Here is a 26474-nt window from a genome sequence, read left to right on the forward strand (position 1 = left end):
ACGCCTTGGTAGGCCATTACCCTACCAACTAGCTGATGGGCCGCAGGCTCATCCCCTGGCGCCAGCTTTCATGAAGAGGCCGGCTTTGACCTCATCCCCTTTCGAGGACGTGGTCTCATGCTGTATTAGCGCTCCTTTCGGAACGTTATCCACCACCTGGGGGCAGATTACCTACGTGTTACTCACCCGTGCGCCGCTTTACCGGGGCCGAAGCCCTTTCTCGCTCGACTTGCATGTGTTAAGCGCGCCGCTAACGTTCGTTCTGAGCCAGGATCAAACTCTCCAGTTAAATCCTGTTGCATCAGACGGTGGCTAAGACCGCCTGACTTGCTCGCCATTTCTGACGTGCGAGGTCGAGCTTGCGCTCGCCTTGGGACCCACGTCACTTCGTAGGCATACAACCCAGTTTTCAAGGACCGAGCCGGGGTCGGCGTCCGGTATTTGCTACCGGCTTCCGTCCGGAGGACGGGGCGGTATATGCTACCGATTCCGTCCTTAGTCAACCCGTCATCGAAGTTTCTTCGAAGCTTCGCTTCGTTGAAACCGTCCGCCTGGCAAGCAAAGACCTCGCCTGAGGCAGACAGCTCTGGTCGCCCGGCTCGCAAGGCGAACCGCTCTCCCAGAGCTTCCCCGCCGGGCCACCGCCGAAGCAGCGCGTCCCGAACAGGGCGCGCTTTCTACGTCCCAGCGGCGCGACGTGCAAGCACTTTTTTGGCAGGTGGATCGACTTCGCTCGAAACGCCGCATTTGCCGGGGTTTCAGCGCGTGCCTGCCGTCGGGCTCGCCTGCTGTGCGGCGGAGACCGACCCGCGCGTCAGTCGAGGAACTGCACGCCGGTCGCCTCGAGCTCGATCTTCGCGACCTGACCGGTCTGCTTCTCCGCCTCCCCCCTGCAGTTGTCCTTCGCGCCGCACGCGGCGCCCGGATCGGCGTCCGCCGCGACCATCGTTCCCTGGACGACCGCGCGGTGACCGGACGCGTCCTTGGGGACGAAGAAGCTGTGGCCCGCCATCTTGATGTGAGCGCTGCCGGACTCGTCGGCGATCTCCATCCAGCAGCCCATCGACCTGCACACGGCCGAGACGACCCCCTCTGTACGCACCGTCTTCCCGCTGAACTTGCTCGGGTCCTGCAGGAGCTGGGGCAACGGCGTGGTCGACGTCTCCGTGATCGGCGCGCCGAACTGCTTCTTCTCGAGCCGCGCAATGCTGGCGGCGGACGCCTGCATCGGCGAGGCGCCCTCGGCGGGAGCGGTCGGGGCGGCGGGCGCGCCCGGCGGGGCGGCGGCGTCGGGCTTGCGCTCGGGGGAGCAGCCGATGTGCGCGAGGACCAGGAAGGACAGGGAGGCGATGAGCTTTGCTCGCATGAAGGCGAGTTTGCCCGACGGGACGGACCCCTGCCAGCGACGCGAGGGGCCGCACCGGACGGCGGAGCGCGCCCCCGCGCGGCGGCGGGCGGGGGCGCGCGCGGCCGGCGGGTCAGGCGCCCGCAAAGCCTGCTACAAGGGCGGGCATGCGAACCGCGCGCGCCCTCGTGGGACGAGGCCTGGCAGCGGGCGCGCTCGCGCTCGCCTGCGCCGCGACCGCGCGCGCCGAGGAGCCGACCGACGCCGGAAGCGGTCAGGACGCCGCCGCCGCCGAGCCCGCGCGACCTCCGCGGCCGCCGCTGCCGCCCGCGCCACCCCCGCCGCGCTTGCCGTGGGGGAGGCACCTCGAGATCGGCGCGGACGTGGCCCTCGTCAACCGGATCGGCGCGCGCGACATCGACGGCAACCCGACGCGGCTTCGCCTGAAGCCCGCGATCGGGCTCGGGCTCCACGCGCGCTGGGAGATCCTCGACCACCTGCGGTTCTCCGCCTTCTTCGTGCACGCCGAGCACGAGCTCGCGCTCGCCCCGGGCGCGCTGGCGCAGCCCGGCTCGATCACGGCAGAGCCGCGCGAGGACGGCGCGCCCTCGGTGCGCACGATCGCGCTCGGCGCGCGCTTCGCGCCGACGCTTCCGCTCAGCGAGCGCGCCCGCTCGTGGCTGTCGGTCGGGATCGGCTATGACCGGTTCTACGTGGGCCGCATGAGGGTCGCCGAGCCTGCAGGTGTTTTCACCATCCGCGAGCGCGGCGCCTCGTACGTCGAGATCCCGCTCGGGGTCGGGATGTCGTTCGACCTCGTCCAGGACTGGCTCACGATCGAGCTGGAGACCACGGGGGCGTTCCTGCTCGGCCGGGGCGGCGACGCCACCCGGGAAGGCCAGGCCATCGATGCCCAGGGGCGACGGCGCGCGGTCGGCCCGCTGCCGCAGACGCGGGGCTCGTTCATCCAGACCCTCGGCCTGTCCCTCGTGCTGTGATCGCCCCCCTGATCGCGCGCGGCAGGCGATGGGCGCTCACCATCGTGCTCGCCGCAGCCTGGCCGGCGTGCGGTGATGCGGCCGCGACGCGACGCTCGCCGGCGCCGCCGCGATCGCTCGCGCCCGCCGAGCTGGCGGCGATCGAGGGGCACGGCGCTCGCGGAACGCCGCGCGGCGCGGAACCCGCCGGGGGCGCCGACGCAGAGGACGAGGGCCCGAGCCGCGCCGGGCCGGACGCGACCGCAACGCAAACGGACGCGACCGCAGCACAGAAGACAGCGACGCAGGCGCTCCCGACCGCCTGCGCGAACGACGCGGGCTGCGGGTACGACCCCGCGAGCGAGCGCTGCGGGGCCGATCCCCGGCTGAACCGACAGCCGCCCATCACGGACCAGGGGATCGTCTGCTACTGCGACGCCGGCGCGTGCGCGCTGCTCCGCGTGCTGCCCGTGCCGTGCGAGGGGGACCACGACTGCGCCGTGGCCCACGAGCCGCGCCCGCACCCCGCCCGCGCGACCCGCGAGCGCCCGCACGAGAAGGGGCGCCCCTGCCGCGATCTCACGCTGTCGACGACGTGCGAGCGGACGAACATCTGCACCCTGCGCCGCCACGCATGCCCGGCGCGGTGAGCGGCGCGGCGAGCTCAGCTCAGGGCCAGCATGCGATCGATCGGCACGCGCGCGCGCTCGCGCAGCTCGGGCTCCATCTCGAGGCGCGGGGTGAGGTCGCGCAGCGCGAGATAGACCTTCTCGAGCGTGTTGAGCCGCATGAAGGGGCACTCGTTGCAGGCGCAGTTGCCCTCGGGCGGCCCCTCGATGAACTCCTTCTGCGGAGACGCCTTCCGCATCTGGTGCACGATGCCGCTCTCCGTCGCGACGATGTACTTCGTCGCGTCGTCCGCGATCGTGTACTTGAGCAGCGCGGTCGTCGATCCGATGTACTCGGCCATCCGCAGGATCGGCTCCTCGCACTCCGGGTGCGCGATGAGCTTCGCGTCCGGGTGGCGCTCGCGCAGGGCGATGAGCTTGCGCAGGCTGAACGTCTCGTGCACGACGCAGCTCCCCTGCCACAGGCGCATCGGGCGACCCGTCCGCTCGATGAGCCAGCGCCCGAGGTTCCTGTCGGGCGCGAAGAGGATCTCCTGCCCCTCGGGGATCGCGCGGACGATCTTCTCGGCGTTCGACGAGGTGCAGATGTAGTCGCTCTCCGCCTTCACCTCGGCGGAGCAGTTGATGTAGGAGATCGCGGCCGCGCCGGGGTGGCGCGCGCGCCAGGCGCGATAACGGTCGACGGGGCAGCCGTCGGCGAGCGAGCAGCCGGCCTCCATGTCAGGGACGACGACGATGCGGTCGGGGTTCAGGATCTTCGCCGTCTCGGCCATGAAATGCACGCCGGCGAACAGGATGACGTCCGCGGTCGTCTTCTTGGCCTGTTGGGCGAGCTGCAACGAGTCGCCGAGGAAGTCTGCAAGATCCTGGATCTCGCCGTCCTGGTAATAGTGGGCCAGGAGGACGGCGTTCCTCTCCCGCTTCAGGCGGCTGATCTCATCGTGCAGATCCAGGCGCGGGTCGATGGCGGCAGGCTGGGGCGCGGCGCTCGTCATGGGGTGATAAGGTAGGCACCGCGCGCCGCGCTGGCCAGGGCTCACGGTCAGCGCGGCGCCCGCCGCCGCTCCCGGGAGCCCGCCGCGCCCAGCGTTGACAACGGCCGGCACCGGTCCACCATCCAGGCCCGCGGCGGGCCCGGCCAAGGCGCGCTCGTCGTGAGCGGCCACGCATGTCTCTCCTGATCCCCCTCGCCCTGCTCGCCGTGGTCGTGCCGCTCATCGTGGCCCTCCTCCGGGCCAACGAGCTATTTTACGTGCGCGTCGAGGGGCGGAACGTCCGGCTGCTCCGGGGCCGGCTGCCGCAACGGCTGCTCGACGACATCGTCGACGTGCTCCGCGCCGCGCCGGTCGGCCGCGGCGCGGTGCGGGTCGTGGTCGAGGACCGGCGGCCCCGGGTCCACGTCGAGGGGGACATCTCCCCGGAGCAAGCTCAGCAGCTCAGGAACACCGTGTCGCTCTGGCCGGTTCCGAAGATCCGCGCGGCCCCGAAGCGCCGCGCGGGCGGGTGACCCCTCCGCGCCCGACACGGCTATCCTCATGAGTCAGTCCCGCATGGCCGACGATCAACCCAGAGACAAACCCCCGACATCGAAGCTCGGGCGCCTCGCGCGCCTCGCCGGCCTCGCGCCCCGCACGATCCCGTTCGCGATCGAGGGCGCGAAGCGCGCCCTCGGCGCGCCGCGGACCGAGGAGGAAGAGGCCGAGGCGCGGCGGAGGATGGCCCAGGAGGTGAAGAAGACCGCCGAGGCGATGCTGAAGACGCTCGGCGAGATGAAGGGCCTGCCGCTCAAGTTCGGCCAGATGGCGAGCTACATCGACGGGCTCGCGCCGCCGGGGTACGAGGAGAAGTTCCAGGCCACGCTGAAGAAGCTGCTCGACAAGGCGCCGCCCCTGTCGCCAGAGGCCGCGGAGCAGATGGTCGTCCAGGAGCTCGGCGCCCCGCCCCACGAGGTGTTCGCGGCGTGGGAGCGCGAGCCGTTCGCCGCGGCGAGCATCGGGCAGGTGCACCGGGCCACGACGCTGTCGCGGGAGCGGGTCGCCGTCAAGGTGCAGTACCCCGGCATGGACAGGGCGATCGAGAACGATCTGAAGAGCATCTCGATGCTCGAGGCGATGATGGCGCCGATCGCGAAGAAGCTGAACGCGCGCCAGACCGTCGACGAGCTCCGCAAGGTGTTCCTGTCCGAGCTCGACTACGCGCGCGAGGCCGAGATGGCGGACCTGTTCCGCCGCATGAACGCGGGGGACGAGGACATCTCCATCCCCCGGATTCACCACAGCCTCACCACGCGGCGCGTCCTCACGCTCGAGCTCGTCGACGGCATGAGCTACGCCGAGTTCTGCGAGCGCGGGAGCCAGGACGCCAAGAACCGCGCCGGCCTCGCCATCTGGCGCTTCACCTTCCGCTCCATGCTCCGGTACGGCTGGCTCTACGCCGATCCGCACCCGGGCAACTACCGCTTCCACGAGGATGGTCGGGTCACGATCCTCGATTTCGGGTGCGTGAAGGAGCTCCCGCCCGACCTCGTGGACGGCATGAAGCGCTACATGCGCGCCGCCATGGACGCGGACTGGAAGGAGTTCGACCGGGCCTGCGTGGAGGTGCTCGGCTACGACCCGAACGACGAGAGCTGGGACCTCTACCGGAGCTACACGATGGAGCTCATGGTCCCGCTCTGCGCGCAGGGGACCTGGACGTGCTCCCCGGAGAAGGCGCGCGAGACGGTGGCGTACCTGACGCGCGGCATCCGGGGGCTCGCCTTCAAGCAGGGAGTGAATATGCCCACCATCCCCCACGTGCCGAAGATGCCGCAGGACTTCACGTTCGTGAATCGGCTGCAGTGGGGGCTCGCCTCCGTTCTGGCGGGGCTCCGCACCGAGGCCGCGTTCCGGCAGACCATCGATCCGTGGGTGCGCGACGGCCTGTACCCGGTCCCCGATTGAGCCGGGACGCAGGCAGCCTCGTCGGCACGGGCGAGCGGGAGATGTCGCCTCCGCCGTGGCTCTCAACTTGACCTCGATCCCGCGCGCTGTGACATTCGATCGGGGCATGGACGACGAGAGGGCGGCCTGCGAAAGGCGCGTGGGGACCACCCTGCGGGGCAAATGGACGATCGATCGTCTCCTCGGGATCGGGGGGATGGCCGCCGTCTATGCCGCGACCCACAAGATCGGGCGGCGCGAGGCGATCAAGATCCTCCACCCCGAGGTGGCGCGCTCGAAGGACCTGCGCGCCCGGTTCGAGCGCGAGGCGCAGGCGGTCAATCAGTTCCAGCACCCCGGCGTTGTCGAGATCCGCGACATCGACATGACCGAGGACGGCGCGCCGTTCCTCGTGATGGAGCTGCTCGAAGGCGAGTCGCTCGCCGACCGGCTCCAGCGGCTCGGCAACATCGAGACAGGCGAGATGCTGCGGTTCATGGACGAGCTCCTCGACGTGCTCGGCGCGGCGCACGATCGGGGGATCATCCACCGCGACATCAAGCTCGACAACCTCTTCGTCGAGACGACGGGGCGCCTGAAGGTGCTCGATTTCGGCATCGCGCGCATGCGGGACGGCGTGAAGACGGCGATGCGTACCCGCACCGGCGCGACGCTCGGGACCGTGTCGTACATGGCCCCGGAGCAGGTGCGCGGCATCTCGGTCGATCACAGGGCAGACCTCTTCGCGGTGGGCGCGACGATGTTCCGGGTGATCGCGAAGCGGCGCATCCACGAGGCGCGCACGGAGTCCGAGCTGCTCGTGAAGATGGCGACCATGGCGGCGCCGCCGCTCGCGAGCGTCGCGCCGGAGGCGCCGCAGGGGCTGTGCGCCCTCGTGGACAGGGCGCTCGCGTTCGATCGCGAGCGGCGCTACCCGGACGCCCGCACGATGCAGGCGGACATCCGGGCGCTCCTGCGCGGGGAGCCGCCGCCCCACGCGGCGGCGCGCCTCGCGGCGGGCGACGCGCCGTCGGCGGGCGCGCCGCAGCTCTCCCCGATGCTCGCGGCCGCCGCCGCGTCGCAGGAGGCGCTGGCCGAGCCGCGGCCAGCGGCCGCGTCGGGCCCGCGGTGGAACGAGGGGGGCTCGGCGCCCGCGATCGGGTCGGAGCCGAACCCGGGTAGCCGCGGCGCGACCGCGGCGTGGGACGCGCCCACGATGGCCGCGCCCGGCCCCGGGGGCGCGATGGACGCGGCCCAGGCGCACGGGGGCCACCCCGGCATGGCGCAAGGCAGCGCCGGGGCGCCGAACGGACCGCCGTCAGCCCTGTACAACACGGGAGCAGGCCAGGCGGGGGCGCTCGGCGCGCCCGCCTCGCGGCACGGCGCCAGCATGCCCCACAGCGCGCCCGCGGCGCTCCACAACAGCGGCGTCTCCTACGGCGCGCCCGCCCCGCCGTACGGCGCCAGCATGCCCCACAGCGCGCCTGCGTCGCTCCACAACACCGGCGCGCCCCTGCACAACAGCGGCGTCTCCTACGGCGCGCCCGCCCCGCCGCACGGCGCCAGCATGCCCCACAGCGCGCCTGCGTCGCTCCACAACACTGGCGCGCCCCTGCACAACAGCGGCGTCTCCTACGGCGCGCCCGCGGCGCTCCACAACACCGGCGCCTCGCTGCACAGCACCGGCGCCTCGCTGCACAACACCGGCGCGCCCCTGCACAACAGCGGCGTCTCCTACGGCGCGCCCGCGTCGCTCCACAACACCGGCGCGTCCTACGGCGCGCCCGCCGCGCACAGCGCCAGCGCGCCGTACGGCGACCAGGCGGCCGGCTGGGCTCCGCGCCGCGCCCCGCTGAAGCAGCCGTCGAAGCTCGTGATCCTCGTCGCGGTCAGCGGCGCGGCGCTCGTGCTCGCGAGCGCGATCGCGGTGTGGATGGCGCTCGGCGACGGATCCCAGGAGGATGCGATGCAGCGCGACCTCCTGCCCGCGCAGAGCGCGAGCGCCAGGCCGACCCCGCTCGCTCCGTCGGAGAGCACCGATGCGCCGCGGCGCGAGGAGGGAGAGGGGCCGGAGGCGATACGCCCGGACCAGCCGAGCCCCGCGGCGAGCCCTGCGCCCCCCGCCACGTTCATCATCAAGTTCCCCGAGAACAGGCAGCGGACGAGAAAGTCACGCGACGACTGAAGGCAGAATCGCCGAACATGGAGCTCCGCCCCCTCATGGTCACGAGGACATGCCTGCGCGCTCGATCGACGCTCGTCGGGTCTGCGCTCGTGCTCGCGCTGTCGGGAGCATGCTCGGACCCGGTGCCGCCGTTCAACCCGGGACCTGACGCGAGCAGCAGCGCCGGCGGCGGCGGCGGCGGCGGCGACGGCGGCAACGGCGGCGACGGCGGCAGCGGCGGCGCGCCGCTCTGCAGCGCCGGCGAGGAGCAGCCTTGCTACCCCGGCCCGCCGGACACCGAGGGCGTCGGCGCGTGCAAGGCGGGCGTGCTGAGGTGCCAGCCGGACGGCCAGAGCTTCGGCGAGTGCGAGGGCGCCGTGGTCCCCCGGCCCGAGGACTGCGGCAGCTCCGTGGACGACGACTGCGACGGCGAGACGAACGAGCCGGACGCCGGGTGCGCGTGCACGCCGGGGCAGATCGAGGCCTGCTACAGCGGGCCCGAGGGGACGGACGGCGTCGGGACCTGCGCGGCGGGGCTGCGCGTGTGCGACATCTCGGGGACGTCGTGGCGGCCATGCAGCGGCCAGGTCACCCCCGCGCGGGAGACCTGCACGGACGACATCGACGAGGACTGCGACGGCTTCGCGTGCAGCGCCCCGCTCTGGGCCGATCTCTTCGGCGACCCGAGCATCCAGAGCGCGACCGGCGCCGGCATCGACACGCACGGCAACCTCTACGTCGGCGGCACCTTCTCGGGGAGCATCAACCTGGGCGGTGAGACCCTGGTGAGCATCGGCACCGCCGACGTGTACGTCGCGAGCTTCGACCCTTCCGGAGCCCACCGCTGGAGCGCGAGGCTCGGTGGCAGCGGCGCCGAGACGCTCAACGGGCTCGCCCTGACGCCCACCGATGGCGTCGTGCTCGGCGGGACGTTCTACGGCTCGTTCATGTTCGGCGGCGCGACGCTGAGCAGCACCAACGCGCTCGACAGCTTCGTCGTCACGCTCGACAAGGACGGCAACCCCGGCTGGGCGCGCCAGATCGGGGACGCCGCGGACCAGACGCTGAAATCCATCGCTGTCGACGCGGCGGGAAACATCGTGATCGCCGGTTATTTCAGCGGCTCGCTGCTCTGCTCCGCGCCGCCGGTCTCGGCATGCGCCACCAGCGCAGGCGGCACCGACATCTTCGTGCGCAAATACGCTCCGTCCGGCGCCGTCCTGTGGACCAGGATCTACGGAGACGCCTCGAACCAGTTCGCGATGAGCGTCGCCGTCGACGCCCAGGACAACGTGCTCCTCACCGGCAGGTACCACGGCACCCTGACCATCGGGTCCCGCCAGGTGAGGAACAGCGGGCTCGGGACGAACCTGTTCGTCGCGAAGCTCGACAGCAGCGGCAACGGCGTCTGGCTCTCGGACTACGGCGACACGCTGTCGCAGGCCGGCACCGGGATCGACGCCGCCCCGTCGGGCGCGGTGCTCGTGACGGGCACGTACACGGGCTCGCTCGACTTCGGCCCGGCGGGCACGCTCCCCACCAACGACGTGCAGTCAGCGTTCGTGGTGTCGCTCGCCCCCGACGGCACGCCCGTGTGGGCGCGGTGGTTCGCCGGCGATGGACCGCAGGAGAGCGCGTCGATCGCCGTGGATGCGAAGGACAACGTCGTGGTGACCGGCTCGGTGCAGGGCGTTGTCGACCTCGGCGGCGGGCCGCTCCCGGCCGGCGGCGGCTTCGACGCCTTCGTCGTGAAGCTCGACGCCGAGGGCGAGCACCTCTGGAGCAAGGTGCTCGGCGCCGCCGGCAACCAGAAGTCGAACGCCGCGGCGATCGCGGCGGACACGGGGGTCATCCTGCTCTGCGGTGCGGCCGAAGGGTCGATCGATTTCGGCCTCGGCGAGCACGCGGCGAACGGGACCGACATGTTCGCTGTGCTCCTGTCGCCGTAGGCGCCGCCTGGAGGGCGCCGCGACGCTCCGCCAGGGCGCGCCGCGGGCGCCCGCGGGGATCACGTCGTCGCGGTCCGCCTCCGCTCACGCGGCGGCGCCGCGGGCGACGGCGGGGATCAGGTCGACGCGGCCGAGCTCCTCGTTGGTCGACGCGATGGCGGCGCGGATCGGCTCGCCGACTCCATAGCGGCGGCCCGGGCCGACCAGCGCCTGGGCGGCGACGTCGATGCGGTACGGGCCGCCCGGCAGCGCCTCCAGCGCGATCGTGCCCGTCGCGCCGGACTGGAGCATCTGGACGACGAGGCCGAACGGCTTGATGGCCACGATGTTGCCCTCGATCTCCTCGCCGACGCGCGAGGCGAACAGGCGCGCGACGAGCATGCGGTGCCGCTCCGTCTCGGCCTTGGCGGCGCTGCGCGCGCGCGCGTTCAGGTGATGGGAGAGCGACGCGAGCGCCTCGACGTCCTCGAGCTGATCGCGGTGGCCCTGGAGGTAGCGCTTGACGACGCGGTGCGCTGCCAGGTCGGCGTAGCGGCGGATCGGCGAGGTGAAGTGCAGGTACAGCGGGGCGCCCAGGCCGAAGTGCAGGCTCGCCGCGGCCGTGTAGCGCGCAGGGCCGAGCGCCTTGCCGAGCACGGTGCGGATCGCCGGCGCGAGCCCGGAGCCCCGGAACTGCGCCTCGAACGCCGCGAGGCCGCGGGGGCTCAGGTGCGGGCCGAAGCCGGCCTCGACGCCGAAGTTGTGCGCGAAGCGCTCGAGCGTCCGGACGCGCTCCTCCGTGGGCTCGTCGTGGACGCGGAAGACGCACGGGAGGCCGCGCGCCACCAGCCAGGTGGCCACGGCCTCGTTCGCCGCGACCATCAGCCGCTCGATGAGGCGGTGCGCGCCCGTGTCGGAGCGCGGCGCGACGCCTGTCGGCTCGCGCGTCTCGGAGTCCAGCGTCACGTACGCCTCCTCGCGGTCGAGCTCGACGCCGCCGCGCGCCGCGCGGACCGTCGACAGCCGCGCGGCCGCGGTGCGGAGCCAGCGCACGACCGGCGCGACCGACGCGGGCACGTCGGCGGAGCGGCCGGTGGTCAGGAACTCCTCGACGGCGTCGTACGAGAGGCGCGCGTGCGAGCGGATCACGCTCTCGTGGAGGTCGATCGAGGTGACGCCGCCCTCCGGATCGATGCGCAGCTCGGCCGTGAGGGCGAGCCGATCGGCGCCCGGGAGCAGGCTCGCCGCCTCGCTCGAGATCGCGTCCGGGATCATCGGGATGACGCGGCCCGCCAGGTAGACGCTCGTGCCCCGGGCGCGGGCCTCGTGATCGAGCGGCGAGCCCTCCGGGACGAGCGCGTCCACGTCGGCGATCGAGACGAAGACGCGGAGCGCGCCGTCCGGGCCGGCCGGCAGCACCGAGACGGCGTCGTCGATGTCCGTGGTGACCGGCGCGTCGATCGTGATCGTGGTGAGCTCGCGCAGGTCGCGGCGGCCGCGCGCGAGCTCGCGCTCGATCGACACCGCCGCCGCCGCGGCGCGGGACGCCTCGACGACGTCGGCCGGGAACACGGCGCGCACGCCGTTGCGGGCGAGGCAGCGCTCGATGCCGAGATCGGCGCCCGGCGCGACGACGCGCGCCGGGACGACCACGGCGCCCTCGATGGTCGCGACGACCGCCGTGCCCTCGGCGAGGTCGTCGGCGCTGCCCGGCTTGAACGGCCAGTCGGTGTTGGACACGAGGCGATCGACCCGGAGGTGCGGCCGCTTCGCGTGCGAGACGACCGTCCCGAAGAGCTCGGAGCGGTCGCGCTGGACCAGGACGAGCTGCGACGCGCTGTAGCGGCCCGGCTCCGCCTCCACGACCGTCGCGTCGACGAGGTCGCCGTCGAGGAACGGGTTCAGATCGGGCGGCGTCACGAAGGCTGTCACCGGGCCCTCGGCAGCCCCGCCGGGCTTGCCCGGCTCCGGCGAAGCCTCGATGTTCAGAAACCCGAAGCCGCGCGGGTTGACCGAGATGCGTCCACGAACCTGTCCGTTCATGGGCGCCGAAGGTACGCCAGGTCCTGGCATTTTCGAGCTCCATCGTCCGGCGGACGGCCACGGCGTCACCGAGAGAATTACCGTGAAGCGGCAAAGTTCAGGGGTGGCGCGACATCACAGCACCGCGCGAGCGCCCGCCGGAACGACGCGCTTCAAGGCGCCTCGCGCGAGGCTTGCGCAGACGCGATGTGCGCGAGGCGCCGACACACAACAGACACCGTGAGACCCACCTCGCGGGCGCGCCGCGAGACAGCAAAGGTGCCCCCACCCACGGATCCGGCGCTCCGGATCGGCATATACTCGGCCCATCGTGGAAGACTCAGGGGACATCATCGAGCTGGCGCGTGTGATGCCTCGGGATCGCTTCGTCCGCAGGGTGACGAACCTGCTCCTCGTGGTGTCGGAGGTCGGCGCGGACGGCCAGCAGATCGCCTTCCGGACCGTCGCCGCCTCGCCGGCGGCGCACCGGAAGCCGCCGCCTCCGCCCGGTCCGGCGAGCGAGGTGTTCGAGATCGTCAAGGCGAAGGGCAACCCCTATCCCGATCAGATCTCGGTGGGCCGCACGCGCAACTGCGATGTGGTGCTGCGTAACCCCTCGGTGTCGAAGCTGCACGCGCACTTCCGGCTGGATGCGCAGGGGCAGCTCGTGATCATCGACAACGGCTCACAGAACGGCACCCGCGTGAACGGCAAGCTGCTCACCGAGAGCGAGCCGCATGCGGTCGCGGTGGGCGATGTGATCCAGTTCGGCCGGCTCACGACCTCGCTGCTCGACGCGTCGCGCCTCTTCGACATGGTGCGCGAGCAGGCGCGCGCCGCGAGGGACCAGGCGAACCGCTGATCGCCGCGCGGGCGGCGGCGATCAGAACCGGTACCCCACGGCGACGCTCGGGAAGAACATCGTGAACGTGCCGTGGGCGCGCTCCTCGAACACGACCTTCTTGCCCGGCGCGCACTCGACGGTCGGGCTCTGCGGGTCGCAATCGGCGCCGACCACGTAGGTGTTGCCCGTCTCGAAGGGGGGGCCGTCGACGAGGAAGAAGCCGACGCCCATGGCCGCCGTGGCGCTGAGCCGCCCGAGCTTGAGGCGCAGCCGGAGCTCGGGCATCGCGAACGGGGCGGCGTGGCGGACCGCGTTGCCCCCGTTGGTCACGGCCACGCCGACGGTCCTGCGGTCGTCGGACGCCGAGCCGGTCACCTCGTCGCTCGACTCGGCGAGCACGACGCCGAGCCCGAGCGCGCCGCCGACGTCGAACCACGACGAGAGCTCGTGGTGGTAGCTGCCGCCGACCACCACGGTCACGCCGGCCATCCGGAGGTCGTCGTGGAAGGTGTACCGGATCGGGAGCCTCTCCTCGCCCCCGCGCGGGTCGACGTACGTCGTGTCCACCGAGCGCACGAGCTCGGTGCGGAGGTGCAGGTACCCGGCCGTGAGCTCGATGGCGGTGCCGATCGGGAACTGATAGCTGCCGCGCAGGCCGGCCAGGACGCCGGAAGGGCGCGAGACGTCGGAGCAGCGGTAGCTGCTGCAGCTCCGCTCGGCGTCGCTCTCGAGCGACGAGGCGAAGGCGTAGCCGGCGACCGCCTCCAGCCGGAAGAACCCGACCCTGCGCCCCCAGCGCGGGTGGCTCTCGTCGATGGCGAGCGGCAGGACGATGTCGCCCGTGGTCGTGCTGTCGATCGTCGTGCGGAGCGTGCGCGCGAAATAGCCGGGCTCGTGCGCCTCGAAGGTGTGGCGCCCGAGCGGGAGCGCCCCGCGCCACTGCCCATGGCCGACCGGGACACTGTTGATGGTCAGCGCCGCGCTCAGCGGCTGGGCGACGACGCGGACCTCCTCCCCGAGCGGTCCTGCCTCGACCGTGGCGACGGCGAGCTGCCCCGCGACGACGTTGGCCTCGCGCGGCGCGGAGCCGAGCTTGCCCCCGCGCACCGAGTAGAAATGCGGGCCAGGCGCGAGCGCGCCCTCCCACGGGAGCTGCCCGATCAGCGTGCCGTCGACGAAGAGATCGGCGCCGACGAGCCGCTCGTCCTCGATCTTGAGGCGGCCCGTGCTGGCGAGCGGCTCGAGCTTCGCGTCGACCGTCGTGGTCTCGGCGATCCTGACGGTCAGGATCGCCTCGAACGTGCGCCAGCCGTCCTTGACGACGCGGAGCGTGTGGCCCCCGGGGAGCAGCCGGATCGGGCCGGCGAGGGGGAGCCGGCCGCGCGGCCTGCCGTCGATGAGCACCAGGCCGTCGACGTTCGATGAGACGAGCACGCTGCCGATCCGCCCGCGCAGGCCAGCGATCGTGGACACGACGCCCCGGCGCTCCGGCTCGCCGAGCTCTGCGCGGAACTCGGTGAGCAGCGCCTCGTAGAGCTGGAGCGCCTCGTCGTAACGACCGAGCTGATCGAGGCAGAACGCTGCGTTGAGGGTGTTGGGGACCGACGCGACCACCCGGCGCGACCGGAGGTAGAGCTCGAGCGCGCGCTGGCAATCGCCGATCTTGCGCAGCTCGTTGCCCGCCTGGAAGAGCTCCTTGGCCCGGGCGAGCGCCTCATCGGGAGGCGCGGGGGGCGCGGGCTCGACCGACGGCGACGGCGCCGCCGCAGCGGGCGGATCGGGGGGAGCGGCCGGCGCGGGCGGCTCGGGCTGCGCGCCGGCCGGCGGCGCCGCGAGCGCGACGGCGAGCGCGCTCGCGGCGCAGGAGAGCCGGGGCGCGCGGGGCGCGCGGGGCGACTGCGTCACCACCGGTCGACCGGCATCACCGCTGTCGGGGCCGGCGGCGGCGCGGGCGGCGCGGCGGGGGACGTGGACGCGCCGGTCGCGTCGGAGGCGCCGCGCGGCGCACGTCGCGGCTTGTCGCGGCGCGGGGGCGGCACGGCGGCGGCCGAGGCGGAGGCAGGCGCGGGCGGCTGGAGCTCGATGCGATCGGGGCGGAGCTTGCCGTCGCTCAGCATGAACACCGTCTGCTTCGTGGTGGCGCCGCCGCGGCTCACCTCGACCTCGAACATGTCGCCGGCCTTGCCCGTCAGGTCGAGCCGGCCCTCGCTCACCGGGCGCGCGGCGCCGTTGACCCGCACCGTCGCCTCCTCCGGGAGCGTCACGACAGCGGTGAAGGACGCCGCTGTCGGCACCGGCGCGGGCGCGGGCGCGGCGGGCGGCGGGGGCTCGCTCGCGCTGGCCGGCGCGGCGTGCCCGTCGTCGGCCGTCGAGGCGCGCAGGGCGAGGCCGCCGCCGATCGCGGCGAGGGCGGCACAGGCGGCCGCCGCCCCGACGAAGCGCCGCCGCGCCGCGCCGCCGGCCGCCTGCGCCGCCGTGAAGGAGCTGCCCCCGATCGAGCGCTCCTCGCCCTCGACGGAGCGGGAGAGCCGGGACTCGCGGCGCAGCTCGGCGATCGAGGTGGCGCGGGCGCGGCGCTCCGCGTCGACGCCGCGGAGCTGATCGAGCGTGACGATGTCCGCGCCGTCCGCGTGCGGCTCGAGCGCGGCGATCACCTCGTCCATGCTCTGCCAGCGCTCGGCGGGATCCCGGTGCAGGCCGCGGTGCACGACGGCGGCGAGCGCCGGGTCGAGCCACGGCGCCGCCTCGCCGAGCGGCGGCACGCGCTCGGTGCAGATCGAGACAAGGAGCTCGGCGAGCGAGGCGTTCGGATCCCAGGGGCAGCTCCCGCAGAGCGCCTGGTAGAGCGAGATGCAGAGGCTCCAGACGTCGGAGCGGCCGTCGACGTCCCGCGCCATCTTCGCCTGCTCGGGCGACATGTAGATCGGCGACCCGAGCACGCCGCCGGCGCGCGTGAGCTCGTGCGAGACGCCGTCGCCTGTGCGCTTCGCGATGCCGAAGTCGCAGACCTTGACGACGATGCGGCGATCGCTGGAGGACGGCGGGCGCATCGAGCCGGACGGGCGGCGGACGGACGGCGGCGGGCGCATCGAGCCCGACCGGCGCTGGCCGGAGGGTGGCGGCGGACGGACCGAGCCGGCGCTGCGCCGGGACGGCGGCGCCGTCGAGCTCGACCCGCGGTGCGCCGCGGCCTCGAAGGGCGCGTGCAGGAAGAGGTTCGCGGGCTTGATGTCGCGGTGCACGATGCCCTCGGCGTGCGCGGCGGCGAGCCCGCGCGCCGCCTGGATGAACACGCGCACGACAGGCGCCGGCTCCAGCGGCCCGCGCATCCGGAGGAGCTTGGCGAGGTCGACGCCGTGGAGCAGCTCCATGATGATGAACGGCGTCGCGAGCGTGAGATCCGTCCCGAGCTCGAACGTCTTCACCACGTGCGGGCTGTGGATCGCGGTCACCGCGCGCGCCTCGCGGATGAACCGGCGCACGGCGTGATCGTCCTGCCCGACGGCGCTCTTGAAGATGACCTTGGCCGCGACCCGCCGCCCCTCGGGCGACTCCGCCTCGTAGACGGCGCCCATCCCGCCGCGCCCGATCAGCCGGCGCACCGCGTACCGGCCGCCGAGCTCGCGGCCGACAAGCGGATCGGTGTCGGCGCCGGCGCGCTCGGCGACGGCATCGCGCAGCTCGGGGTCGAGCGGCCTCAGCATGTCGACGGTGAGCCGCTCCTCGCCGCCGGAGGCGGCGCGCAGCGCCTCGGCGAACGCCTCGATCGACGGGTAGCGCCGGTCCACGTCGCTGTGCAGCGCGAGCGAGAGCGCGGTCGCGAGGCGCGCCTCGATCCACGGGGCGCGGTCCTGGATCGAGGGGAGCTGCGCGAGCGACGACAGCAGACCGTCGGCGGCCGTGTCGGCGGGGCCGAGATCGGCTGTGTCGGGGGTGACGTCGAGCTCGGCCCACGGGGAGACGCCGCACAGCATCTCGTAGAGCGTCGCCGCCAGGCCGAAGACGTCGCCCCGGACGTCCGCCGCGCGGTCCCGCGGCCCCGACGCCTCGCGGTGGTGACCGGAGCTCCGCGCCTTTCCGGGGCTCGAGGCGGCCGTGTCGTAGCCCTTCGAGAGGCCGAAGCCGAAGACGCGGACAAGGACCTCGCCGGTCGGGAGGTGCTCGAGGAAGATGCGCGGCGGGCGGACGTCGCGGTAGACGAGGCCGGCGGCGTGGACCGCGGAGAGCCCGGCGGCGGCCTGGAGCGCGATCCGCACGGCGATGTCGGGCGAGAGCGGCCCCGTCTCGGCGAGCAGGGCGGCGACGTCGGTGCCGTCGAGCAGCGGCATCACGAGGTAGGCGAGATCGCGCTCGAGATCGTGGCCGGCGTCGACGATCGGGACGACGTGGGCGTTGTCGAGCTTCGACGTGACGCTCGCCTCGCGGCTGAGCCGCGAGAGCGTGTCCTCGGTGACGACCTCGGGCCGCAGCACCTTCAGCGCGACGCGGCGGCCAGAGGGGCCCCGCGCCTCGAACACGACACCGAAGCCCTGCGAGGAGAGGACGCGGACGATCCGATACCCACCCGTGAGCGCGCCCCCCACGAGCGCGGTCGGATCCGTGAGAGGTGCTGTCCGCCCCATCACGTCAAGCATACGACGGCCCCGCGCGCCCCACAAAGCATGAGTCTCGGGCGACCTCGGAGTCGCGCTGCGCCCGAGCGCCGCAAGGACGCGGAGCGCCGACCACGCACCTACAACGACGCCATTTCGGCGCGACGCGGCGCGCGAGACGCGGAGGGCACGGCCGAGCCTCCGTCTCGATGTAGGCGCGACAACCGCAGATAGCGCGGTGACCGGACCGCGGAGACGAACGGCTACGCAGGGTCACGCGCGAACACGGAAGGATACGCAAGGACACGCAAGGACACGTGAGGATACGAGGTAAACCCGTTGAATCACGGTAGATTTGTCTTGCCGGTCGGCAACGCGCGCCACTAGATTCCCATCATCCGATTCACCGCCGCTCGGCCAGCATCTGGGCAGGACTGGTTGATCTCACGGGCGCACAGCGATGTGCGCCTCCCCCGCCGGGGGACCTGGAGGCACCATGACCCTGCGATGGATCGGGCGGACGCTCGTCGCCCTGGCGGCATGCCTGGCTCTCACGCTCCTGTTCGCGCCCGCGGCGCGCGCCAAGGTCTCTCCCATCGACGAGGAGCTCGCGGAGACGCTCGCCCGGCACGGGTTCACCGGAGCGATCGAGTCGACGCTGGAGTCGCGGCTGGGGCGGAAGATCGACAAGAAGCTGGCGAAGCTCGGGCGTGAGCTGTTCTACGACAGCATCCTCGGCCTGAACGAGGACAACTCGTGCTCGGGTTGCCACTCGCCCACGACGGGCTTCGCCGACACGCAGTCGATCTCGATCGGCATCGAGAACAACGGCGTCGTCGGGCCGGGCCGCGCGGGGCCGCGCAACCAGCGCCGGGCGCCCACGGTCATCAACTCGGCGTTCTATCCCGCGCTGATGTGGAACTCGCGGTTCTTCGCGGCGTCCGGCGACCCGTTCGACAACGGCCAGGGCTTCTCGTTCCCCTCCCCGGAGGGGACGTCGCTCTCGTCCTTGCCGCACCTGCTCGTGGCGCAGGCGTTCATCCCGCCGACCGAGATCCCGGAGATGACCGGATACAAGGCGCCGCCGTCGCACGACGTGGTGCGCGTGGAGGTCGCGGAGCGCGTGGACCGGGTGAAGGCGTACCGCCGCCGGTTCGGCCGGAGCTTCGACGCGGTGAAGCGGGGGAAGCCGATCACCTACGAGATGATCGCGATCGCCATCGCCGAGTTCGAGATGTCGCTCACGTTCGCCGACGCGCCCATCGACAGGTTCGCCCGCGGCCGCCGGAACGCGATGACGCCGGCGCAGAAGCGCGGCGCGCTGCTCTTCTTCGGCGAGGCGAAGTGCGTCGGCTGCCACGCCGTGTCGGGGGAGTCGAACGAGATGTTCAGCGATTTCCAGCAGCACGCCATCGGCGTGCCGCAGATCGCGCCGACCGACGATCCGGCGCTCTCCAACGTGGTCTTCGACGGCCAGAACGCCGACGAGGACTTCGGGCTGGAGCAGGTCACGGGCGACCCGGCCGACAGGTACAAGTTCAGGACGTCGCCGCTGCGCAACGTCGCCCTCCAGCCCACGTTCTTCCACAACGGCGCGTTCACGTCGCTGGAGGGTGCCATCCGCCACCACCTCGATGTGTACAGGTCGGCCACGGAGTACACGAACGAGCACCTCGCGCCGGACCTCCAGGGCGAGATGGGCCCGCTCGCCCCCGTCCTCGCCGCCGTCGACCCGCTGCTGCAGGAGCCGATCGATCTGACAGAGGAAGAGATCGGCTGGCTCTGCGCCTTCGTGGGCGAGGCGCTGCTCGACCCGCGCGCGGCACCGAAGCGCCTCGAGGCGCTCATCCCGGCGGTGCTCCCGAGCGGCCGCGCGCTCCACGAGTTCGAGTAGCCGCCGCGTGGGCAGCCGGTGCTCACCGGCCACCCCGCCCCTCAGGGGCGTTCCAGGCAGGTCCTCAGGGACTCCCACTGGATGCTGCACTCCTCGAGGTACTTCGCTGGATCGCAGTTGTCCTCGGCGTGGTTGCGGCACTCGAGGTACGACTCCCACGCGCCGTCACAGCCAGCCTCCTCGGCCTCCTCCGTGTCGGCGCTGCATGTGTCGAGGCAGCTCTCCTCGGTCGTGGCGGCGCCCGGGCACTCCACCTGTCGCTCGCACAGCTCGGGGCAACCCTCCTCGCCGTGACCGCTGCTGCAGCTCAGGGCGACGAGGGCGAGCGCGGCGAGCCCCATCCTTGCGATGACCTTCATCGGGCCATCGTATCATGAGAGGGGCGCCGCGCGCTCGCGCGGGCGGCGGGCGAGGGCCAGGATCAGGGCAGGAGCCGGGAGATGAAGCTCCACTTCGTCGAGCGGCCGGACTTCATGGCGAGGACCGTTGTCACGCCGATCACGCCCGCCGTGAGGGCGATGTTGAGCGGCCCCATCACGTTGAGGAGCTGCTGCAGCGCCGCGGCCTTCGCGGGCGTGCGCGGCGACGGCGTGTCGCCGTCGCGGACGGGCACGGCGCGGGCCGGCGCCTGCTCGCTCATCTGCTTCCCGCTCACCATGTTGACGACGCTCGTCGCGAGCGTCGCGCCGAGCAGGATGTCCTTCAGGTGCACAAGGGTGCGGGTCTCCTCGTCGATCGACCGGCCCGAGATCATCGTCCGCCCGATGAACCAGGTGGCCGCGGCGGTGCCGAGCGAGATCGCATTGACGAGGTTGTACCGCTGCCACGCGTCGGCGAGCACCTTGCCGCGCTCGGCCTCGGAATGGATATCCTTGACGGCCTGATGCAATGCCAGACGGCCGAAGAGAGGGCCGCCGAATCCCGCGGCCAGACCGAGCTCATGCAATACCCACGCGGACGTCGAGAGTGTAGCCATGTTGTTCCACCTCGTGGCGACGCCCCAAGCAAGATCGTGCCCAGCGCCGGGCCGCGCTCCGTGATCCAGGTCGTCGCAGGCGCGCCGGCTCGGCAGGACGCGCGCGATGACGGCGCCGGCATGGCGCGTGCGTGAATGCCCGTCGAAGCGAGGCGGGCAGAGACCGCCTTGTCACCAGGAGGATAGAGAAGAGGACCAGAGAGGCGCCCCGGCGCAGCGCGCCCCGGGCAGCCGGGCGCCGCTGTGACCATCGGCCACCCTGCGAGGCAGTTTGCCTCATGGGCTGCCGCGCCCTGGGCGGCGCGCCGGGCACGCGGACGCTGCGGACCACGCCGTTTTCGCGCCGCTCGGCGTCGGCCCGCGTCGTGCTTTCGCGCCCGGCCAGGACGCGCGCTGCAGATCGCGCGAGCCGCAGGAGCACCATGAGCGAGCTGAACGATGGGCCGAGGGCCCACGAGCCCACGGGCGCATCCGAGATCTACGGGAGCCCGGACGGCGCGGGCGCGGAGCGTGGGGCGCAAGAACGCGCGGCCCGGGGCGAGGGGCGCGGTCCGGAGACGTTCGTGTCCGCGTCGGCGACCAGCGACGTTCACGGCGCGCGGCCGGCGGCGCTCGGGGAGAAGACGGCGCTCGAGGCGCACTCGGCCTTCTTCGACAGGAACCACGACGGGATCATCACGCTCGGCGAGACCTACGAGGGGCTCCGCGCGATCGGGATCGGACGCGTGCTCTCCGCGTGGTTCGCGCTCGTCATCAACGGGGTGCTCGGGCTCCCGACGTCCCGATCGTTCGTCCCCACGCTCTCGATCACCCTCGCGAACATCCACCGCGGCAAGCACGCGAGCGACACCGGCGTTTACGACAAGGACGGCAGGTTCGACCCGGTGAAGTTCGACGAGCTGTTCGCGCGCTGGGACAGGGACCGCGACGGCGCCTTGAGCGCGCGCGAGCTCGTGGCGCGCACGCTGGGAGATCGCGACTTCCTCGACGTGCTCGGCTTCCTGGCGTCGGCAGGCGAGTGGGCGGTGCTCTACGCGCTCGCCGGCAAAGGGGGGAAGCTGACGCGCGAGCAGCTCCGCCGGATGTACGACGGGACGCTCTTCTACGAGCTCGAGCGGGAGAAGCAGGCCGCCCGGAGCGCCGGGGGCGCCCCGGCGTGAGCGACAGGAACAGAAGAAAGACGAGGAGACAATCCCCCTGCCATGACGCTTGACCTCATGCCCCTCCACGCCAGATCGCTCGCGCCGTGACATCGATCCTCGCCGCCGTCAGGGCGCGCATCCCGGACAAGCACCTGGGTCACCTCGCGGTATTCGCCTTCTCCGCGGGCGCCGCCTGGCTCTGCGTCCTCGACATCGTCCTCAAGCAGCCAGTCGCGATCGACTTCAAGTCGTTCTATACCGCCGCCGTCGCGGCCAGCCGGGGGCTCGACGTCTACGACGTCACGGTCCTCGAGTCGATCGCCAGGGAGCTGCAGCTCCCGCACGAGCTGACGTTCCCCTATCTCTATCCGCCGTTCTTCGCGCACACCTTCTCGTGGCTCGCGCGCCTGCCGCCGAACGTCGCCCAGGAGGTGTGGTCGAGCATGGCCGTCGTCAGCTATGGCCTCGCCGCGACGTTCGCCGTCGTCGCGATCCGACGCGCGACGCGGGACGCTGACGACGCTGATGACGCCGCGCGCGGGCCCGCGGTCCCCACGGGCCTGCTCGCGCTCATCGCCTTTCTCGCGTGGGCGCTCAACCTGCGCAACAGCCTGGCGATGGGGCAGATCAACCCGCTGGTGCTCGTGTTCCTCTGCGCCGCGCTCGCGCTCTCGCTCTCGGGCAAGGACACCCCCGCGGGGCTCGCCCTCGCGGTCGCCGCCGGGATCAAGGTCACGCCCATCCTGCTCGCGGTTCCCTGGGTGGTCCAGCGGCGCTTCCGCGCGCTCGCGGGGCTCGCCGTCGGGCTCGGTGCCCTCGTCGTGATCAGCCTGCCGTTCGGCGCGGCGCCGGCGTGGGTCGAGTTCCTGCGGCGGCTGCCGCGCATGTCGCACGGGGCCAAGATCCCGGGCCTCTTCGATCCGGGCACGGCGGCGAACTTCTCGCTCGCCGGCTTCTACGCGCGGCTCTTCGGGCAGGATGCCGCCACGATCAAGGCCGCGTCGGTGATCACCGTCCTGCTCCTCGTCGGCGCGGCGCTCGCGCTCGGCGGCCGCGCCGCCTCGCCCGGGCGCTCGCTACGGCTGCTCCTGCCGCTGCTCGTCGCGATGGTCGTCGCGAGCCCGTTCACCTACGTGCACCACGTGCTCTACATCTTCCCGGCCGCGCTCTACGCGCTCGACCGGGCGGCGAAGGAAGAGCGCCGGCTCGAGATGGGCGCGCTCGTGGTCCTGGTCTCGCTCGCCACCATCGATTTTCCGTACGTCTACGAGCGCTTCAAGGCGCCTTTGCCGCCCCTCGTGCTCTCGGTGAACCTGTATGTGCTGCTCGCGATCTACGCGCTCGGCATGGCCCTGCTCTGGCGGGAGCGGCGCGAGGGATCGGCCGCGCCCAGAGCGGTCGCGCCGGAGCGCGACAGCGGCGCGCCGCACGGCATGGGCAGCGGCGCGCACGCCACGTCGGCCTCCACCGGCGCATGACGGGCGCGGCGGCGCCGCCGCGGGCTCACGTCGACATGGACGTCCCGCCGCCGCTCAGGAGGGCATGTCCACGGTCGCCGCTGAGCTCGCGATCCGTCGAGGAGAGATGCGAGGCGACGAGCGCGGCGGCCGCAGGGCGGAGCACGTCGGCGATCGCCTGCTGGCGCAGCAGGCGGAGCTCGGCCGGAGGCACGAATCCGTGGGTGGGCGGGATGTCGCCGCCAGCAGGGGTCGGCGCGGAGCCCACCTGCTCGAGCGCGCGCGCGAAGGTCGCGGCGACGCGCTCCCGCAAGCCCGCGCCGCCCACCGCGACGGCCCAGCGGACGAACGCCCAGGCGAGCTCGGCGTGGCGCGCCTCGTCGCGGGCGATCGCCTGGAGCGCCATGCGCACCGCGGGCGCCTCCGCGGCCTGGGCCGCGACCTCCGCCTCGATGGCGGACAGGGTCTCTCCCACGCAGCCCTCGACAACCGTGGCGAGGGTGAGGGCCTCGAGCGATCCGACGCCGTCGAGCGCGCCGTGCAGGGGCAGCGGGCCGACGCCCACGGGCTCGCCGGCGTACGCCGAGGCGACCGCGAGCGCGAGGCGGGCGTGCCGCACCTCGTCGATCGCCGCGCGGTGCGCTGCCTCGAGCAGCGCAGGCGGCGCGCCGAGCGCCATCAGCCCGAGCGCGAAGCGGCCGAAGGAGGCGACCGAGGCGTGCTCGCTCTGGCCGCGCTCGGCCCAGCGCCGGGCGAGCTCGCGGCGCGCGGCCGGCGGGAGCGCGCGCAGGTCGGTGTCCGCGAGCGCGCGCTCGAAGCGCTGCCAGTCGGTCCGGGACCAGGCGCTCGGAGCGCGGGAGAGCGGCGCGACGCGCGGCTCGCCCCGGACCAGGAGCGGGCGACCCTCGCAGCTGATATGCCCGACGAGATAGCAGCAGCTCGCCGGGTCGGACGCGGCGCGGTTCGCGTAGGGGCCCAGGATCGACTGGGCCCCGCCCTCGCCGTCGCCGTCGCACATGCACGATCCCGAGCCGGGCGGCAGGCCCTCGAGGTGCGGCGCCGCCTGGGCGGCCGCAGGGCAGGCGCCGTCGACAGGCGCCGCGCAGTGCACCTCGTAACAGCACTGCCCGTAATAGCCACCGTCATGAAACGGCCCGACGCAGGTCGGCTCCGGCGTGGGATCCAGCGGCGCCGAGGCGTCCGGAGGATCGGTCTCGCCGCCTCCGCCGGACTCCGAGGTTGCGCCTTCAGGTGGATTGGAGCTGGAGCCGGACTCGACCTGCGGGCCGCAGCCAGACGCCAGAGCGAGGCTCGCGCCCCACTGGGATGCGAGGAGGATGCGGGCCAGAAAAGCTCTCATGGCCGGCGACAAAGCAAGGCATGTACCGCGCGAACCACCGTGTTTCCGGTCGCCACGATCGCGCCGCCGTGCCAACATGTGCCATCACTGTCTCCGCGGCGGCCGTCGGCGCTGCTCGCCGCGGAGACCGTCAAGGAGCGGTGAGGCCGCGATGCGGATCGTGCTCGACAGCTCCGTCGCCATCGCCTCGATGAAGCCCGCCGAGCCGGGGCACGCGGACGCGGTCGCCTTCCTCGAGCGCGCCCGCGCAGCCGTCGCGGCGGGCGCGGCGCGCGTGCTCGCGCCGCCCGAGCTGTGGCTGGAGGTGTACGTGGCCGAGCAACGGCTCGCCGCGCCGCGCGCGTCGCGCGCGTCGTCGGGACGCGCCCCCGCGGCGAGCGCGAGCCCGCTGGCGGCGCTGGCGGGCCTCGCGGTCGAGCTGGTCGCGCCCGCGGGCGAGGACGCGCTCACGGGCTTCCTCGGCCTGCTGACGAGGCGCATGCGCGGCCGCAGGCCGTTCGCGAACGCGACCGACCTCGTGTACCTGTGGGCCGCGCACGGCGCGGAGGCGACCGTGGTGACGCTCGATGAGGGGCTCCTCAAGTACCACGGCGTCGTCTGCGACGTGACGCGGCCGCAGCACGTCCGGCTCGGTTAACGCGCCGCGCCGAACGGTAAGGCACATCGCGACACCGCTGCTCCGGAAGCGTCGGCGACGGCAAGAACGCCAGGAGCGGCAACAGCGCCAAGAGCGCCCTCAACTGCCGCGCTGGATGGTCGCGCTACAATGTTGCGCTCTGCGCATATGCGCTTGTCCCGCCCATCGAGTAAGGCTATCCCTGAGCATCGCAGCGGAGCGCGCGGAGCCCGCGAGCCCGGGCTGCGCACCGAGGCGCATGCGAAGAACATCGCTCCATTCACCGGTCCTGCCGGTGGGTCTGGCCCTGCTCACCACGCTGGCCGCGTCGCAGGCCCACGCGCGCCGCAACGGGGTGGCGGTGGACGGGTGCAACGGGTGCCATAACGGCGGCGCGACGCCGAGCATCACCGTCGACATGAACCCGAAGAACCCGGCGGCCGGCGAGGCGGTGACTCTGCAAGTCGCGATCTCGGCCGCCAACATCAACGTCGGCGGGCTCTATGTGCGCACCGGCGTGGGTCGGTTCGCCACCATCAACGGTCAGAGCACGAAGCTCATCGACGATCACCAGCTCGTCCACGACGCGCCGAAGCGGGCGAGCGGCGGCGTCGTGCGCTTCGATGCGCGGTGGACGGCGCCGCCGACGCCGGGCGGCGTCGTCTTCGAGGTGTGGGCCGTCTCGGCCAACGGCGATAACTTCTCGCGGGGAGACGGCGCGCAGTCCGCCAGCGCTGCGTTCGCGTACGGGTGCGCCGGAGAGACGTATTACCTCGATCGCGACGGAGACGGCCACGGCGACCCCGGCATGCCCAGGGTCGATTGCACCCAGCCTCCAGATCACGTCGCCGTCGGCGACGACTGCGACGACTACAGCGTCAACATCCATCCGGACCAGGCCGAGGTCTGCAACGGGCGCGACGACAACTGCAACGGTGAGATCGACGAGGACCTCGAGGTCACGACCCATTACGAGGACTCGGACGGCGACGGGTACGGGTCGTTCTTCGGCGCGACGGTCATGGCGAAGTGCCCGCCGGAGGGGTTCGCGCCGAGCTCGAACGACTGCAACGACAGGTCCCCGAGCGTCCACCCGGACGCTGTCGAGATATGCAATCTGATCGACGACGATTGCGACGATCGGATCGACGAGGGCCTGCGCGAGGTGTGCGGCGTCGGCATGTGCGCGCGAGAGGCGAGCACGTGCACCGCCGGGTCGTGCACGCCCGGCGAGCCGACGGCAGAGGTCTGCAACGGGCTCGATGACGACTGCGACGGCCAGGTCGACGAGGACCCGGGCATCTGCGGGCCGGGCGGGAGCGGCAGCGCGAGCAGCGGCGGCGCGAGCAGCGGCGGCGCGTCCGGGAGCTCCGGCGCGGGGACCGCGGGCTCGTCGGGGAGCGGCGCGCCCGAGGAGGAGGGCGGCGGCGGGCAGTCCGGCGGCTGCGCGATCGACCCCCAGGGAGGGTCTCCCTGGCGGCTCGTCCCCCTCCTCTCGCCGCTCGCGTTCCTCGCGTCGCGGCGCCTGCGGCGCGCTGGCAGGGGGCGGTAGATCCCCTTCCCTGGCTCGAGGCCACACGCATGCTCTACCGTCGCTTCGGTCGCAC

The 26474-nt window shown here is 72.7% G+C and carries 20 protein-coding genes and 1 rRNA gene (1 of these 21 only partly in view); 12 read left to right on the forward strand and 9 right to left on the reverse strand.

Going from position 1 to position 26474, the window contains the following annotated elements:
• A 16S ribosomal RNA gene (locus tag WMF42_RS36630) occupies positions 1-289 on the reverse strand; it reaches 1268 nt to the left of the window's first position.
• 525 nt (positions 290-814) lie between these two features.
• Positions 815-1366 (reverse strand): DUF4920 domain-containing protein, encoded by a 552-nt coding sequence (locus WMF42_RS36635; protein ID WP_437687725.1) that lies wholly within the window; start codon positions 1364-1366, stop codon positions 815-817.
• A 146-nt stretch (positions 1367-1512) separates the two neighbouring features.
• On the opposite strand from WMF42_RS36635, the gene WMF42_RS36640 reads away from it, so the two are divergent.
• Together WMF42_RS36640 and WMF42_RS36645 are read left to right on the forward strand one after the other, a co-directional pair.
• Positions 1513-2343: a hypothetical protein gene (locus tag WMF42_RS36640; protein WP_437687727.1), complete on the forward strand. Its 831-nt coding sequence runs from the start codon at positions 1513-1515 to the stop codon at positions 2341-2343.
• Entirely contained in the window at positions 2340-2972 is a 633-nt protein-coding gene (locus WMF42_RS36645; protein ID WP_437687729.1) for a hypothetical protein, read from the forward strand. The genes WMF42_RS36640 and WMF42_RS36645 overlap by 4 nt, the downstream gene beginning before the upstream one ends.
• A 14-nt stretch (positions 2973-2986) precedes the next feature.
• Here WMF42_RS36645 and nadA read toward each other — a convergent pair whose 3' ends face one another.
• Positions 2987-3946 (reverse strand): quinolinate synthase NadA, encoded by a 960-nt coding sequence (gene nadA / locus WMF42_RS36650; RefSeq protein ID WP_061610524.1) that lies wholly within the window; start codon positions 3944-3946, stop codon positions 2987-2989.
• A 173-nt stretch (positions 3947-4119) separates the two neighbouring features.
• On the opposite strand from nadA, the gene WMF42_RS36655 reads away from it, so the two are divergent.
• From WMF42_RS36655 to WMF42_RS36670, 4 genes are all read left to right on the forward strand, one after another.
• Positions 4120-4458 carry a DUF3634 family protein gene (locus tag WMF42_RS36655; protein ID WP_061610525.1) on the forward strand — a complete coding sequence of 113 codons (339 nt, stop codon included), beginning with the start codon at positions 4120-4122 and terminating at the stop codon, positions 4456-4458.
• Positions 4459-4486: 28 nt separating this feature from the next.
• Complete coding sequence (locus WMF42_RS36660; RefSeq protein WP_437687731.1) at positions 4487-5893, forward strand: ABC1 kinase family protein; 1407 nt, start codon at positions 4487-4489, stop codon at positions 5891-5893.
• 106 nt (positions 5894-5999) lie between these two features.
• Entirely contained in the window at positions 6000-8057 is a 2058-nt protein-coding gene (locus WMF42_RS36665; RefSeq protein WP_437687733.1) for a protein kinase domain-containing protein, read from the forward strand.
• Between the two features lie 17 nt (positions 8058-8074).
• A complete protein-coding gene (locus tag WMF42_RS36670) occupies positions 8075-9985 on the forward strand; it encodes a hypothetical protein (protein ID WP_437687735.1) in 1911 nt (636 codons plus the stop codon).
• An 84-nt stretch (positions 9986-10069) separates the two neighbouring features.
• Here WMF42_RS36670 and WMF42_RS36675 read toward each other — a convergent pair whose 3' ends face one another.
• On the reverse strand, positions 10070-12007 hold the full coding sequence (locus WMF42_RS36675) for a ribonuclease R family protein (RefSeq protein WP_061611556.1): 1938 nt from the start codon (positions 12005-12007) through the stop codon (positions 10070-10072).
• A gap of 310 nt (positions 12008-12317) precedes the next feature.
• Between WMF42_RS36675 and WMF42_RS36680 the strand changes: the two genes are divergently transcribed.
• Positions 12318-12848 carry an FHA domain-containing protein gene (locus tag WMF42_RS36680; protein ID WP_233562361.1) on the forward strand — a complete coding sequence of 177 codons (531 nt, stop codon included), beginning with the start codon at positions 12318-12320 and terminating at the stop codon, positions 12846-12848.
• A gap of 21 nt (positions 12849-12869) precedes the next feature.
• Here WMF42_RS36680 and WMF42_RS36685 read toward each other — a convergent pair whose 3' ends face one another.
• On the reverse strand, positions 12870-14738 hold the full coding sequence (locus tag WMF42_RS36685) for a PEGA domain-containing protein (RefSeq protein ID WP_437687737.1): 1869 nt from the start codon (positions 14736-14738) through the stop codon (positions 12870-12872).
• Positions 14732-17452: a serine/threonine-protein kinase gene (locus WMF42_RS36690; RefSeq protein WP_437687738.1), complete on the reverse strand. Its 2721-nt coding sequence runs from the start codon at positions 17450-17452 to the stop codon at positions 14732-14734. The genes WMF42_RS36685 and WMF42_RS36690 overlap by 7 nt, the downstream gene beginning before the upstream one ends.
• A gap of 466 nt (positions 17453-17918) precedes the next feature.
• Here WMF42_RS36690 and WMF42_RS36695 point away from each other — a divergent pair, with 466 nt between their 5' ends.
• Positions 17919-19316, forward strand: a complete 1398-nt coding sequence (locus WMF42_RS36695; RefSeq protein ID WP_061609673.1) for a cytochrome-c peroxidase — start codon at positions 17919-17921, stop codon at positions 19314-19316.
• A gap of 41 nt (positions 19317-19357) precedes the next feature.
• Here WMF42_RS36695 and WMF42_RS36700 read toward each other — a convergent pair whose 3' ends face one another.
• Positions 19358-19675: a hypothetical protein gene (locus WMF42_RS36700; RefSeq protein WP_061609674.1), complete on the reverse strand. Its 318-nt coding sequence runs from the start codon at positions 19673-19675 to the stop codon at positions 19358-19360.
• A gap of 62 nt (positions 19676-19737) precedes the next feature.
• Positions 19738-20292, reverse strand: coding sequence for a hypothetical protein (locus tag WMF42_RS36705; RefSeq protein WP_061609675.1), 555 nt, complete (start codon positions 20290-20292; stop codon positions 19738-19740).
• 422 nt (positions 20293-20714) lie between these two features.
• On the opposite strand from WMF42_RS36705, the gene WMF42_RS36710 reads away from it, so the two are divergent.
• Positions 20715-21452: a caleosin family protein gene (locus WMF42_RS36710; protein ID WP_437687741.1), complete on the forward strand. Its 738-nt coding sequence runs from the start codon at positions 20715-20717 to the stop codon at positions 21450-21452.
• A gap of 86 nt (positions 21453-21538) precedes the next feature.
• Positions 21539-22912, forward strand: a complete 1374-nt coding sequence (locus tag WMF42_RS36715) for a glycosyltransferase family 87 protein (RefSeq protein ID WP_061609677.1) — start codon at positions 21539-21541, stop codon at positions 22910-22912.
• A gap of 25 nt (positions 22913-22937) precedes the next feature.
• Here WMF42_RS36715 and WMF42_RS36720 read toward each other — a convergent pair whose 3' ends face one another.
• Positions 22938-24251, reverse strand: coding sequence for a hypothetical protein (locus WMF42_RS36720; protein ID WP_437687743.1), 1314 nt, complete (start codon positions 24249-24251; stop codon positions 22938-22940).
• A gap of 151 nt (positions 24252-24402) precedes the next feature.
• Here WMF42_RS36720 and WMF42_RS36725 point away from each other — a divergent pair, with 151 nt between their 5' ends.
• Both WMF42_RS36725 and WMF42_RS36730 read left to right on the forward strand, forming a co-directional pair.
• Complete coding sequence (locus WMF42_RS36725; protein WP_061609679.1) at positions 24403-24888, forward strand: hypothetical protein; 486 nt, start codon at positions 24403-24405, stop codon at positions 24886-24888.
• Between the two features lie 238 nt (positions 24889-25126).
• Positions 25127-26419 carry a putative metal-binding motif-containing protein gene (locus WMF42_RS36730; protein WP_437687745.1) on the forward strand — a complete coding sequence of 431 codons (1293 nt, stop codon included), beginning with the start codon at positions 25127-25129 and terminating at the stop codon, positions 26417-26419.
• Positions 26420-26474 lie beyond the last annotated feature (55 nt).

This window comes from Sorangium sp. So ce176 (assembly GCF_051519835.1).
Classification (GTDB): Bacteria; Myxococcota_A; Polyangia; order Polyangiales; family Polyangiaceae; genus Sorangium; species Sorangium cellulosum_G.